Raw genomic sequence first — 12,558 nt, 5'->3', positions numbered from 1 at the left:
TTGTTTTCCATGGCCAATCGCGCGAGAGTGGCCCCATGTCCGTTGCGTCTCCGACCGTACTGCGCCAGCTCTCCCCTGTGTCAACCGCCCGGCTGCTCGGCGCGTGGCATGCGGGCGGACCGGCCTACGTGGCTCTGGCCGACGCGTTCCGGGCCGCCGTCCTGTCCGGGACGCTGGCGCCGCACACCCGTCTGCCCAGCGAGCGGGAGCTGGCGGCCGCGCTCAGCGTCTCGCGCACCACCACGTCCGGCGCGTACGCGCGGCTGCGGGAGCTCGGCTTCGCGATCAGCCGCGTCGGCTCGGGCACGGTCACGACCCTGCCCCAGCGGGCCGTCGGGCCAGGGCCGGGACCTGGCCGGTCGGCCGGCGGGGACGCTCCCCCTGCCGACGTCGCCCTGCGCAAGGGCGGGCGACCAGGCACGATGCCCGACGTCGGGCACCTGGACCTGTGGCAGGCGACGCCGCCTGCGCCGCCCGAGCTGCACGAGGCCTTCGCGCGGGCGCTGGAGGGCCTGCCCGCCTACCTCGACTCGGGCGGGTACGAGCCCTACGGCCTCGCGACGCTGCGCGAGGCCGTCGCGGCGCGGTACCGCGAGCGCGGCGTGCCGACCACCGCCGACGAGATCCTGGTCACGACCGGCGCGCAGCAGGCGATCGCACTGCTCGCGCACACCCACCTGCGTCCGGGCGACCGGGCGGTCGTGGAGTCGCCCACCTACTTCCACGCCATGGAGGCCATGCGCGACGCCGGGGGCCGCGTGGTCGGGGTGCCGACGGGACCGCTCGACGTCGACCAGCTCGCCTCCGCCGTGCGCCGCTCCCGGCCGCGGCTCGTCTACCTGGTGCCGGACTACCAGAACCCGACGGGTTTCGTGCTGTCCGCCGACGAGCGCGCGGCGGTGCGCGAGATCGCCGAACGACACGGCGTCACGGTCGCGGGCGACGAGACGCTCGTCGAGCTCGGGCTGTCGGACGACGCGACGCCGCCCGCGTTCGCAGGGGACGGGATGTCGCCGCACGTGGTGTCGGTGGGGTCCGCCTCGAAGGCGTTCTGGGGCGGGCTCCGCGTCGGCTGGGTCCGCGCGCATCCGCAGGTGATCGCCCAGCTCGCGCGGGCACGGCAGTCGGCGGACATCGCGACGGCCGTGCTGGAGCAGCTCGCCGTGACGGAGCTGCTCGGGCGCCGCGCCGAGGTCATGGCGGGCCGACGGCACATGCTGCGCGAGCGCCGCGACCTGCTGGTCGGCAAGCTGCGGGAGTCGTTTCCCTGGGACGTCCCGGAGCCGCGGGGCGGCCTGTTCTGCTGGGTCGACCTGGGGCGGCCGGTCGCGCAGGCCTTCGCCGCCGCGGCCGCGGCGGAGGGCGCCCTGGTCGCCGCGGGCCCTTTGTTCACGCCGGACAACGCCGGCGCCGCCTCGCGCGTGCGGCTCACCTTCACGCGGTCGCCCGCCGAGCTGGCCGACGCCGTGCCGCGCCTGGTCCGGGCGTGGGGGCGGGTGACCAGGCGTCAGCGGTCCGCCAGCTCCCGCACGTAGGCGCTCAGCATCCGCTTGACCTCGGTGATGATCGCCGGCCGGTCCTCCGGCTCGGCGGCGGTGATCGACGGCATCGCCGCCTGGAACACCTGGATCATCAGCCGCGCCGCCAGGTGCAGCTCCACGGACGACCGGCCCGGGAACCGCGCCTCCAGCAGCCCGGTCACCCGCCCCAGCAGCGCCTCGTGGATGGGCCGGGCGGCCGCCACCAGGCCGGGCGGCATGTCGGGCCGCGCGTGCAGCGCCTTGAAGCCCGGGTTTGCCAGGTTGAAGGCGAGGATCGGGTCGACCACGCGGTCGATCGTCTCGCCCGGCGTCAGGAGCGCGACGTCGGTGAGGTCGAACGCGGCCTCGTGGGCCGCACGCAGGCCTTCCGCGTAGGTCGCGGCCAGCTCTGCGGCGATCTCGTCCTTGTTGCGGAAGTACTGGTAGAGGGAGCCCGGCGAGATCCCCGCCTCGGCCGCTATCGCGTTGGTGGTCGTCTTCTCGTAGCCCTGGACGGCCAGGACCCGCGCCGCCGCCGCGAGAATGTCGCTGATCCGCCGCTCACCTCGCGCCTGCCGCTTGCGCGGCACCGCGCGCGTCTCCGCGCCATCGGTCTCCAGCTGGTCTTCCATCGGCCCACCTCAGGTGTTGACAAACACGAGTGATCGCTCGCATTCTTTACGCGAGTCATTGCTCGCATTCATCCTAGCCCCGGGAGCGCACGTGCTCGGTCGCCTCGTCACCCGCCGTCCCTGGCGCGTGCTCGTCACCTCCGTCCTCGTACTGCTGGCGTCGTTCACGGTGGCCGCGACCACCGTCGGATCGCTGTCTCTCAACCGCTACGAGGCACCCGGCTCCGAGTCCGCAGCCGCGCGCGCCGCCCTGGCCGAGCGGTTCGGCACCGGCAGCCCCAACGTCGCGCTCCTGGTCTCGCCGTCCTCCGGCACGGTGGACGACGCCGACGTGGCCGCCCTGGGCGAGGACCTCACCGACGCGGTGGCCGCCTTCCCCGGCGTCGGCGACGCCTGGTCCTACTGGAGCCCCGCCGCTCCCGACACGCTCGCCGGCGAGGACGGCGGCAGGCCCTGGTCCTCGCCTGGGTGCCCGGCGACGCCGACCACGTCCGCGGCGAGGTCCTGCCGTCCCTGACAGCCGACGTGCTCGAGCGCTTCGACAGCGAGGATGTCGAGGTGACGCTCGGGGGTGGCGACGAAATCTTCCGGATCGTCGCGGGCCAGGCCCGCACCGACTTCCTGCGCGCCGAGCTGATAGTCGTCCCCCTGGTGCTCCTGCTCCTGTGGTTCGTCTACCGGCGGTTCGTACCCGCGCTGGCCACCCTCGGGGTCGGCCTGTTCGCCGCGGCCGGCAGCCTCGCCCTGATCCGGCTCGTCGTGACCTTCACCGACGTCTCGACCTTCGCGGCCAACGTCTCGCTCGTGATGGGCATCGGCCTGGGCGTCGACTACAGCCTCTTCATGATCTACCGCTACCGCGAGGAGACCGCCGCGGGCCACGACAACACCGAAGCCGTCCGCCGGACCGTGGCCGGCGCCGGACGCACCGTGCTGTTCAGCGGCCTGACCGTCGCCGCCGCGCTAGCCGTCCTGTTCGTCTTCCCGTTCCCGTTCCTGTCGTCGTTCGCCTACGCGGGCATAGCAGTCGTGCTCTGCGCAGTGCTCGGGGCGACCGTGGCGCTCCCCGCGATCCTGCACCTGGCCGGCCCCCGGATGCTGCGCCCGGCGGCGGCAGGTTCGGCAACGGCAGGGCCGGCAGCGGACGGCTTCTGGTTCCGGGTGTCCTCCACCGTGATGCGGCGTCCCGTGGTGACGGGCGGCTCCGGGCTCCTGGTGCTGGTCCTGCTCGGCGCCCCCGCCCTCGGGCTCACGTTCGGCTCGCCCGACGACCGCGTCCTCAACGACCGCGACCAGCCGGTGCGCGCGATGTACGACACGATCCGCGCCGACTTCGCGGCCGAGGACGCCGACGCGCTCTATGTCGTCGCACCGGATACCGCCGCTGCCGGGTCCGGTTCAGGGACCGACGCCGAGCCGGGTGGCGCCGAGTCGGGTGCCGGCGCCGACAGCCTGCTCCGCGACTACGCGGCGTCCCTGTCGCGGATCCCGGGCGTGGCCCGCGTCGACTCGGCCGCCGGCGCCTTCGCGGGCGGCGAGCGCGTAGGACCCACTGGACCGTTCGGCGCCGACCGGTTCGAGTCCGGCGGCGCCACCCGGCTGTCGGTCCTGCCCACGAGCGAGCGCCTCGCGGACGACCCCGTGGGCCTGGTGCAGGCGGTGCGCGAGGCGGAGGCCCCCTTCGACGTGGTGGTCGGCGGGTACCCGGCGGAGCTCGCCGACTACCGCGACGGCATAGTCGACCGCCTCCCCCTGGTCGCGGGACTCATCCTCGCCGTGACGTTCGTCGTGCTGTTCGTCATGACCGGCAGCGTCGTCGCGCCGCTGACCGCGATCGTGCTGAACCTGCTCTCGCTCTCGGTCATGTTCGGTGTGGTCGTGTGGGGCTTCCAGGACGGCGCCCTGGCCGACGTGCTCGGATTCACCGCGACCGGCCTCGTGGAGCCCAGCATCCTGCTGCTGATGTTCTGCATCGCGTACGGGCTGAGCATGGACTACGAGGTGTTCCTGCTGGCCCGCGTCCAGGAGGAGTACGCGCGCACCGGCGACGTGGTCGGATCCGTGCCTGCCGGGATCGCACGCTCCGCTCCGCTGGTCACCGCCGCCGCCCTGATCCTCGCCGCGTCGTTCGCGGTCTACGCGTCCAGCGAGGTGTCGTTCATGCAGCAGCTCGGCATCGGCATGGCGCTCGCCGTGGCGGTCGACGCGACGCTGATCCGCGGCGTGCTCGTGCCCGCCGCCCTGCGCCTCACTGGCCGCGCGAGCTGGTGGTCACCACGTGCGCTACGCGCCCTGCATGACCGGCTCGGTCTCCGGGAGCTCCCCGTGACGCCACCGACGGTTGCGGCGACGGCGAGCCCCCCTCCCTCGCCACCGGCCGAGCCCGCACCCGCGCCGCACGACTTCGAGAGGACCTCCCGATGAGCACCGTGCGCACGGCCCGTGTTGTTGCCGTTCTCCTCGCCACCGTCATGATCGTCTTCCTCGTGGTCTCGGGTGCGATACGGCCCGACAACGCGTTCCTGGTGCCCGACCTGCTGCTGAGCGTGCTGCTCCTGATCGCGGCCTCCCTCCCCTCCCGCTGGGCGGCCACGGTGCTCCTGTTCGCCTTCGGCCTGGCCGTCGGCGTATGGACGGCTTCCCTGTCGCACTACGCCGTGCGGGGCGAGCTGGTCGACGGCCTCGACCACCTGCCCCTGATCGCGGCGTGCGTGATCCAGTCCCTCTTCCTCGTTCGCCTGATCGGCCGGGAGCGGTCTGGCACGCTGGAGCGGTGACCGGGTTCCCGCGGCTCACCGGCCCGCGGCGCGCGGGGTGCTCACCTCGTCGTGAGCCCGTGAGCCCGTGAGCCCGTGAGCCCGTGAGCCCGCTGGACTCTCGCACTGCCGGAGAGTCCATGCTGATGCCATGGACACGGATCTGCTGCCGATCGGTCAGTTCGCCCGGTTGAGCCGGCTGAGCGTGAAGCAGCTGCGGCACTACGCCGAGCTGGGCCTGCTCGTGCGGCACACGTCGACGCCGGCTCGGGCTACCGCATCTACCTGACTGCCTTCGACGACCCGGCACCGCGCACGCTGCTGCGCCAGCCGGTACGCGCCGCTTGAACGCTCTCCGGGCCGGTCGCCACGCCGCTCTCCGGGCCTGTCACCGGTCGCCTACCGGGCCGGTAGCCGCGTCAGCCGGCCGTCACGGCACGAGGTAGCTCGAGTCCCGGGCGTCCGTGATCGCCATGTGCCCCGGCGCGTGGCCGATCGCGAACGACGGGCGCGACCGCATCACCGCCGCCTGCGGCGTCACGCCGCACGCCCAGAACACGGGGACCTCGCCGTCACGGATCTCCACAGCGTCCCCGAAGTCCGGGGCCGCCAGGTCGGAGATGCCCAGCGCGGCCGGGTCGCCCACGTGTACCGGGGCGCCGTGCACGGCGGGGTACCGCGAGGTGATCCGCACGGCGTCGGCCACCTGGCTCGCCGGGATGGGACGCATCGACACCACGAGCGGGCCCGACAGGGCGCCCGCCGGACGGCATTCCCGGTTCGTGCGGTACATCGGCACGTTGGAGCCGGCCTCGATGTGGCGCACCGGCACGCCCGCCTCCAGCAGCGCGGCCTCGAAGGTGAAGCTGCAGCCCACCAGGAAGGTGACCAGGTCGTCGCGCCAGAGGTCCGCGACGGAGGTGAGCTCCTCGACCAGCTCGCCGTCGCGGTACACGCGGTAGGCAGGCAGGTCGGTGCGGAGGTCGCCCGCGAAGATCGACGCCGACGTCTCGCCCGGCTCCGTCACGTCCAGCACCGGGCACGGCTTGGGGTTCCGTTGCGCGAACAGCAGGAAGTCGTACGCGTCGGCCCGCGGCAGGGCGATCAGGTTGGCCTGCGTCCACCCCGAGGCCCAGCCCGACGTCGGCACGCGCAGGCCGGTGCGGAACCGCGCCCTCGCCTGGTTAGGGGTGAGCTGATCAGGGGTGAGCTGATCGGCGGCCGTCAAGGAACCCGCAGCTCCACGCTCGGTGCGGCCTGAGTGCCGTCGTGCAGCAGCCGCGCCTGCACCGCACCGGCCTCGGCCAGTGCACGCCAGTGCTCGCCGAGCCACTGCTCGGCGTCGTACTGCGCGGTGAAGACGGGCGTGACGGGCTCCTCCAGGCGACGCCCCTCGGCGTCGTCGAGGGCCCATTCCCACTGCGGACGGATCACTCCAGCCTCCCACTTGCTGTCGAGCCTGCCGAGCGGGTCAACGCGCGGTTGATCCGCGACGCCCACAGCGGCCCCTCGTAGACGAATGACGTGTATCCCTGAGTCAGGTCGGCTCCGGCGCGCAGGTAGGCGCGGACGTCGTCGGCCCGGGTGATGCCGCCCACGCCGATGATGACGGGGCCCGTACCGAGCCGCTCGCGCAGCCGCGCGACGACCTCGAGGCCCCGGCCCAGCAGCGGCGGCCCGGACAGCCCGCCGGGGCCGCGGTCGTGGCCGATCGTCGTGTTGACGGCGACCACGCCGTCCAGCCCGAGCTCGAGCACGAGGTCGGCGACGGCGTCGATGTCCTCGCCCGCGAGGTCGGGGGCGATCTTCACCAGGAGCGGCACACGCCGGCCGCCGCCGGTGGACACCGTGGCGTTGGCCTCGTCCGCGGCGGCGCGCACCGCCTGCAGGATGGGCCGCAGCGACTCGGTCGCCTGGAGGTCACGCAGGCCCGGGGTGTTCGGGGAGGAGACGTTGACCACGAGGTAGTCCGCCCACGGAGCCAGCAGCCGAGCCGACGTCGCGTAGTCGGCGGCCGCGTCCTCGGGCGGCGTCACCTTGGTCTTGCCGATGTTGGCGCCGACCACTATCGCGCGGCCGGCTGCGGTGCGCCGGAGCTCGCGCAGCCGGTCGGCGGCGGCCGCCGCGCCCTCGTTGTTGAAGCCCATGCGGTTGCGCACGCCGCGCACGTCGAGCTCGCGCCACATGCGCGGCTTCTCGTTGCCGGGCTGCGGGTGTGCCGTCACGGTGCCGATCTCGACGAACCCGAAGCCGAGCATCGTCAGGCCTCGGACCGCCCGCGCGTTCTTGTCGAACCCGCCGGCCAGGCCGAACGGGGCGGGCACGACCCGGCCGAAGAGACGGACGCTGCCCGGCCCGCCGGCGCGTTGGCCCAGGTACGGGGCGATCGCGCCCTGTACGACGTCGCGCAGGACCGGCACCTTCCCGGCCCGCTCGATCAGCGAGAACGCGAGCTCGTGCGCCCGTTCCGGGTCCATGCCACGGAAGACGCCGTTGAACAACAGCGAGTAAGGCCAGCTCATGCAGTCCTCTCCTCGGACGGGCTGCGCGATGTCCGCCACAGCCACCACAACCCCACGAAGGGCAGGACAAGCGGCACGTAACCGTAGCCCTGGCCGAACCCCGACCAGACCGTCGACTCGCCGAACACCTCGGCGTCGGCGAGCGACAGCGCGCCGACGGTCACCACGCCGACGGCCTCGATACCAACGGTGATCCACGCGGTCACGCGCCAGGCGGGGCTTCCGATCGCGAGGGCGAACGTCGCCACGACGTAGACGACGGCAGCGAGCGTCGACAGCGTGTACGCCACCGGCGCCTCGCCGAACTTCACGACCAGCTCGTACGAGGAGCGGCCGAGCGCGGCGAACGCCAAGATCCCGTAGACGGTCACCAAAACCCGGCCGAAGCCCCGCCCGGTCCGCCGTCCGGCCCCCGCACTCGCCATCATGCCCCCATCCAGATCTGCCACAGGCGCCACTCCAGGAAGGCCACGGTCAGGGATGCCACCAGCAGCACCACAGAGCTCCACTTGGTGCGCTCGGCGAAGGCCCAGGCCGCCGCGATCGGAAGGATCACCAGGGTGGTGGCGAAGTAGCCCCAGAACAGCAGCGGGTCGTCAGCGCCGGCACCGGTGGCGCCCTGCACTATCGCGACCACGCCCTGGATCAGGACGACGCCCTCGATGACGGCGCCGCCCCAGAGCTGGTTCAGGATGACCGCACGGTCGCGGGCCACGAACCAGCCGGCCCACCCGGCCAGGACCACACAGAGCGCGACCACGAGGAGCAGGAGGGCAAGGATCACGTCCCGCAGACTACCGGGCGGCACCTGAGGAGCGGCAATCGGATCGTGCGTGACCTGCGCCTCCATCCGGGGTCCTGGGCCGCGGCGATCTGGCCGTGGCCGCCGCCGTCCGTGGCCCGACGGGGTGTCAGGGGCGCGGGTTACGATCGGCCCCGTGACCGACGTGACCCTCTCCAGCAAGAATCCCACCGCCGTGAAGGCCGAAGCACTAGTTGTGGCGACCGCCCAGACGTCGGACGGCGTAGCCGTCGTGTCCGACCAGCTCCCCACGGACCTGCTGACCCAGCTCGAGTCGCTCGCGCCGCAGCTCGGCGTGACCGGCGCGCGTGACGAGGTCCGCAAGATCCCGGCCGGCCCACAGCTGGCCGCCGAGGTGCTGGTCCTGACCGGCCTGGGCGAGCGCGCCGAGGACGGCACCTTCGCCACCGAGACCCTGCGCCGTGCCGCGGGCGCCGCGACGCGCGAGCTGGCGGGCCTGAAGTCCGCCGCGATCGCGCTTCCGGCGTCCGACGACGACGAGATCACCGCCGTCACGGAGGGCGCGCTGCTGGGCGCCTACGCGTTCAACCGCTACCGGACCGGCAAGGACTCGGCCAAGGACACCAAGGACGCCGCAAAGGGCGCGAAGAACGGCAAGGACCCGGTCGCCGCGATCGAGATCCTCACGCCGCTGCACAAGAACGCGAAGGCGAAGGTCGCCGCCGAGCGCGCCCAGGTCGTCGCCGCGGCCGTGCACGCCGCCCGCGACCTGGTCAACACGGCACCCAACGACCTGTACCCGGCCACGTTCGCCGACGCCGCGAAGGCCGCCGCCAAGGACGTGCGGCACGTCAAGGTGACGGTCCTGGACGACAAGCAGCTCGCGTCGGGCGGCTACGGCGGCCTCACCGCAGTCGGGCAGGGCTCCTCGCGCGGGCCGCGACTCGTCAAGGTCGCCTACACGCCGGCCAAGCCGGCCGCGAAGGTGGCCCTGGTGGGCAAGGGCATCACGTTCGACTCCGGCGGCATCTCCATCAAGCCGGCCGCCGGCATGGAGGCCATGAAGTCGGACATGGCCGGCGCCGCCGCCGTCCTGTCCACGGTGGTCGCCGCCGCGAAGCTGAACCTGCCCGTCGCGGTCACGGGCTACCTCTGCCTCGCCGAGAACATGCCGGGCGGAAACGCGCAGCGCCCCGCCGACGTCATCACCATCTACGGCGGCAAGACCGTCGAGGTGCTGAACACGGACGCCGAGGGCCGCATCGTCATGGCCGACGGCCTCGTGTCCGCCGTCGAGGACGGCCACGACGTCGTGCTCGACATCGCCACCCTCACGGGCGCCCAGATGGTCGCGCTCGGCAACCGCACCTCCGCCGTCATGGGCACCGACGACGTGCGCGACGAGGTCAAGGCCGCCGCGGACGCGTCGGGCGAGCTGTTCTGGCCGATGCCGCTCCCGGAGGAGCTCAAGTCGAACATCAAGTCCAAGGTGGCCGACGTCGCGAACTCGGGGCCGCGCTGGGGCGGCATGCTCAACGCGGGCCTGTTCCTGCAGACCTTCGTGGGCGACCACCCGTGGGCCCACCTGGACATCGCGGGCCCCGCCTTCAACGACGGCGGCTCGCACGGCTACACGTCCGGGGGTGGCACCGGCGTCGGCGTCCGCACCCTCCTGGCCTTCCTGGAGGCCCGCGCCACCACAGCGAAGTAGCGGTTACTTCGACCGGCGCTGGGCGCTGTTCCAGTCGCGCATCCGCTGGGGGTAGCCGGTGAACCGGACGTTGTACACCGGCACCCCGAGCTGGTTCGCGATGTCGAAGGCGGTGCGCTCGTCCGGCACGCGGCGTCGCGTCCACTCACCCGTGCTCGCCACGAGCAGGATCGTGCTGGGGATGTCCGTGGTCGGCGGCTCCACGTACGCCTCGACGCCGACGCGCGACCCGATGAACTCACCGAGGTGGGCCATGGTCTGACGGCGCGCGTCGTTGCCGCTGGGGCGCGATCCGCTGCCGGACGAGGAGCGTCGCTGGAAGAATCGCGCGAGCGAGCTACGAGACTGGCGGGGCATGGAACGAGAGTACTAGCGACATCCGCACCGGCCTAGGCAACTCGACGCAGATCCAGGGAATGCCACATTCCTGTTACAGGCCGCCCACCAGCCGTCACAGAGTCGTGCAACCGCGCTGCCCCTGTTCCTGGGCGGGCCCTCGTGCCCGGCACAGCCCCCGCTCACCCGTCAATGTCGCCACGGTCACACCCGCCGAGCCGGGTTCACGATTGGGGCCACGCCCGCTGAAGTGTCAAGATGGCATGCGGTGCTCACTATCCACCCGATGTGCGCACCCACAGTGCCATCAGCCTGTCAATGAGGAGCCAGCACGTGCCTACGCCTGACAATCCGGTCACGTTCGATGTCGTGGTGCTCGGTGGGGGTAGCGGCGGTTATGCCACCGCGCTCCGGGCGGCACAGCTGGGCCTGCGAGTGGCCCTCGTCGAGGAGGGCAAGCTCGGCGGCACCTGCCTCCACGTCGGATGCGTTCCCACCAAGGCGCTCCTGCACGCGGCCGAGGTCGCCGACGCCGCCGCGCACGGCGCGCAGTTCGGCATCCGCTCGTCGCTGGACGGCGTCGACATGCCGGGCGTGCTCGCCTACAAGGACTCCGTGGTCGACGGCCTGTACAAGGGCCTGCAGGGGCTGATCGCATCGCGGAAGATCACCGTCGTAGAGGGGCACGGCAGGCTCGCCGCCCCCGACGTCGTCGAGGTCACCGCCGTGGACGGCACGACCGCCCGCTACACCGGCACCCACGTGGTGCTCGCCACCGGTTCGTACGCCCGGTCCCTGCCGGGCCTGGAGCTCGGCGCCCGCGTCATCACCTCCGACGATGCCGTCACGCTGGAGACGGTGCCGAAGTCGGTGGTCGTGCTCGGCGGCGGCGTGATCGGCGTCGAGTTCGCATCCGTCTGGAGGTCCTTCGGCGCCGACGTGCAGATCGTCGAGGCGCTGCCGCACCTCGTCCCGAACGAGGACGTCGCCCTCTCGAAGGCGCTGGAGCGCGCGTTCCGCAAGCGCGGCATCAAGTTCTCGCTGGGCGAGCGCTTCTCCCAGGTCAAGCAGTCGGACGACGGCGTCCAGGTCGAGCTGGAGTCGGGCACCACGTTCGACGCCGAGCTGCTGCTCGTCGCCGTCGGCCGCGGCCCGCGGACTGCAGACCTCGGCTACGAGGCGGCCGGCGTGCGCGTCGACCGCGGCTTCGTCCTGACCGACGAGCTCCTGCGTACGGGCGTCGCCACCCCGGCGGGCGGCCAGGTCTGGGCCGTCGGTGACATCGTGCCCGGCCTGCAGCTGGCCCACCGCGGGTTCGCGCAGGGCATCTTCGTCGCCGAGCAGATCGCGGGCCTGGCGCCCGTGCCGATCGACGAGGCCACCATCCCGCGCGTCACCTACTGCGAGCCGGAGGTGGCGTCCGTCGGCGTCACCGAGGCGCGGGCCGCCGAGCTGTACGGTTCGGACCAGGTCGAGACCATCGAGTACAACCTCGCGGGCAACGGCAAGAGCAAGATCCTGGGTACCCAGGGTTTCGCCAAGCTGGTGCGCCGCAAGGAAGGACCGGTGGTCGGTATGCACCTGATCGGCTCGCGTGTGGGCGAGCTGATCGGCGAGGGCCAGCTCATCGTCGGCTGGGAGGCGTTCCCCGAGGACGTCGCCTCGCTCGTCCACGCACATCCCACCCAGAACGAGGCACTCGGAGAGGCACACATGGCTCTGGCCGGCAAGCCTCTGCACGCCCACAACTGACCAGAAACGATAAAGGAGACCCCACAGGTCATGTCTGAGAACGTGCAGCTGCCGGCCCTCGGCGAATCCGTTACCGAGGGCACTGTCACCCGCTGGCTCAAGGCTGTCGGCGACGAGGTCGCCGTCGACGAGCCGCTGCTCGAGGTGTCGACCGACAAGGTGGACACCGAGATCCCGTCGCCCATCGCCGGTGTCCTCGAGCAGATTCTCGTCCAGGAGGACGACACCGTGGAGGTCGGCGCCACTCTCGCCGTCATCGGCTCCGGTTCCGGTGCCGCGCCCGCCGCCCCGGCGGCCGAGCCATCCGCCGCTGAGGCCCCGGCCCCCGAGCCGACGCCGGAGGAGGCCGCGCCTGCCGAGGCCGCCTCCGCCGAGGCGCCCGCCGCCGAGTCCCCCGCGCCCGCCCCCGCCGAGGCGCCCGCCCCGGCCGAGGCCCCGGCTCCCGCCGGCGGTGGTACCGAGGTCCCGCTGCCCGCCCTGGGCGAGTCGGTCACCGAGGGCACCGTGACGCGCTGGCTCAAGGAGGTCGGTGACGACGTCGCCGTCGACGAGCCGCTCCTCGAGGT

General features: G+C 72.6%; 15 protein-coding genes. 8 read left to right on the top strand and 7 right to left on the bottom strand.

Annotated elements, in window-relative coordinates; all coding sequences use genetic code 11:
- The first annotated feature begins 35 nt into the window (after positions 1-35).
- On the top strand, positions 36-1,535 hold the full coding sequence (gene yczR / locus EW117_RS24625; protein WP_129789380.1) for a MocR-like transcription factor YczR: 1,500 nt from the start codon (positions 36-38) through the stop codon (positions 1,533-1,535).
- Here yczR and EW117_RS24620 read toward each other — a convergent pair.
- Entirely contained in the window at positions 1,508-2,152 is a 645-nt protein-coding gene (locus EW117_RS24620) for a TetR/AcrR family transcriptional regulator (RefSeq protein WP_129789379.1), read from the bottom strand. The two genes, yczR and EW117_RS24620, sit on opposite strands and share 28 nt — an antisense overlap.
- 91 nt (positions 2,153-2,243) lie before the next feature.
- Here EW117_RS24620 and EW117_RS29845 point away from each other — a divergent pair, with 91 nt between their 5' ends.
- The 4 genes from EW117_RS29845 to EW117_RS24605 all read left to right on the top strand — a co-directional run bounded on the left by EW117_RS29845 (position 2,244) and on the right by EW117_RS24605 (position 5,197).
- A complete protein-coding gene (locus EW117_RS29845) occupies positions 2,244-2,669 on the top strand; it encodes a hypothetical protein (RefSeq protein ID WP_207212031.1) in 426 nt (141 codons plus the stop codon).
- Positions 2,621-4,576 (top strand): MMPL family transporter, encoded by a 1,956-nt coding sequence (locus EW117_RS24615; protein ID WP_207212030.1) that lies wholly within the window; start codon positions 2,621-2,623, stop codon positions 4,574-4,576. The genes EW117_RS29845 and EW117_RS24615 overlap by 49 nt, the downstream gene beginning before the upstream one ends.
- The gene (locus EW117_RS24610; protein ID WP_129789378.1) at positions 4,573-4,929 is read left to right on the top strand and encodes a hypothetical protein; all 357 of its coding nucleotides are present in this window, start codon (positions 4,573-4,575) and stop codon (positions 4,927-4,929) included. Before EW117_RS24615 ends, EW117_RS24610 begins: the two co-directional genes overlap by 4 nt.
- Positions 4,930-5,059: 130 nt before the next feature.
- Complete coding sequence (locus tag EW117_RS24605; protein ID WP_129789377.1) at positions 5,060-5,197, top strand: MerR family DNA-binding transcriptional regulator; 138 nt, start codon at positions 5,060-5,062, stop codon at positions 5,195-5,197.
- Positions 5,198-5,338: 141 nt separating this feature from the next.
- Here EW117_RS24605 and EW117_RS24600 read toward each other — a convergent pair whose 3' ends face one another.
- The 5 genes from EW117_RS24600 to EW117_RS24580 are packed head-to-tail and all read right to left on the bottom strand — an operon-like array spanning position 5,339 to position 8,214.
- The gene (locus EW117_RS24600) at positions 5,339-6,136 is read right to left on the bottom strand and encodes a putative hydro-lyase (RefSeq protein ID WP_129789376.1); all 798 of its coding nucleotides are present in this window, start codon (positions 6,134-6,136) and stop codon (positions 5,339-5,341) included.
- A complete protein-coding gene (locus tag EW117_RS24595) occupies positions 6,133-6,342 on the bottom strand; it encodes a hypothetical protein (protein WP_129789375.1) in 210 nt (69 codons plus the stop codon). The genes EW117_RS24600 and EW117_RS24595 overlap by 4 nt, the downstream gene beginning before the upstream one ends.
- Positions 6,339-7,430, bottom strand: a complete 1,092-nt coding sequence (locus EW117_RS24590; RefSeq protein ID WP_129789374.1) for a quinone-dependent dihydroorotate dehydrogenase — start codon at positions 7,428-7,430, stop codon at positions 6,339-6,341. Before EW117_RS24590 ends, EW117_RS24595 begins: the two co-directional genes overlap by 4 nt.
- Entirely contained in the window at positions 7,427-7,855 is a 429-nt protein-coding gene (locus tag EW117_RS24585; protein WP_129789440.1) for a hypothetical protein, read from the bottom strand. Before EW117_RS24585 ends, EW117_RS24590 begins: the two co-directional genes overlap by 4 nt.
- On the bottom strand, positions 7,855-8,214 hold the full coding sequence (locus tag EW117_RS24580) for a hypothetical protein (RefSeq protein WP_129789373.1): 360 nt from the start codon (positions 8,212-8,214) through the stop codon (positions 7,855-7,857). The genes EW117_RS24585 and EW117_RS24580 overlap by 1 nt, the downstream gene beginning before the upstream one ends.
- 154 nt (positions 8,215-8,368) lie before the next feature.
- Between EW117_RS24580 and EW117_RS24575 the strand changes: the two genes are divergently transcribed.
- Entirely contained in the window at positions 8,369-9,904 is a 1,536-nt protein-coding gene (locus EW117_RS24575; protein WP_129789372.1) for a leucyl aminopeptidase, read from the top strand.
- Between the two features lie 3 nt (positions 9,905-9,907).
- On the opposite strand, the gene EW117_RS24570 is transcribed toward EW117_RS24575, so the two are convergent.
- Positions 9,908-10,261 (bottom strand): oxidoreductase, encoded by a 354-nt coding sequence (locus EW117_RS24570; protein WP_129789371.1) that lies wholly within the window; start codon positions 10,259-10,261, stop codon positions 9,908-9,910.
- Positions 10,262-10,573: 312 nt separating this feature from the next.
- On the opposite strand from EW117_RS24570, the gene lpdA reads away from it, so the two are divergent.
- On the top strand, positions 10,574-11,992 hold the full coding sequence (gene lpdA / locus EW117_RS24565) for a dihydrolipoyl dehydrogenase (protein ID WP_242504526.1): 1,419 nt from the start codon (positions 10,574-10,576) through the stop codon (positions 11,990-11,992).
- Between the two features lie 30 nt (positions 11,993-12,022).
- The coding region (locus EW117_RS24560) for a biotin/lipoyl-containing protein (protein WP_340641114.1) at positions 12,023-12,558 on the top strand (536 nt) is incomplete at its 3' end.

Source organism: Promicromonospora panici (assembly GCF_900608595.1).
Classification (GTDB): Bacteria; Actinomycetota; Actinomycetes; order Actinomycetales; family Cellulomonadaceae; genus Promicromonospora; species Promicromonospora panici.
The sequence above is the reverse complement of the archived record's forward strand: the minus strand, read 5'-3'. Positions and strand labels throughout refer to the sequence as shown.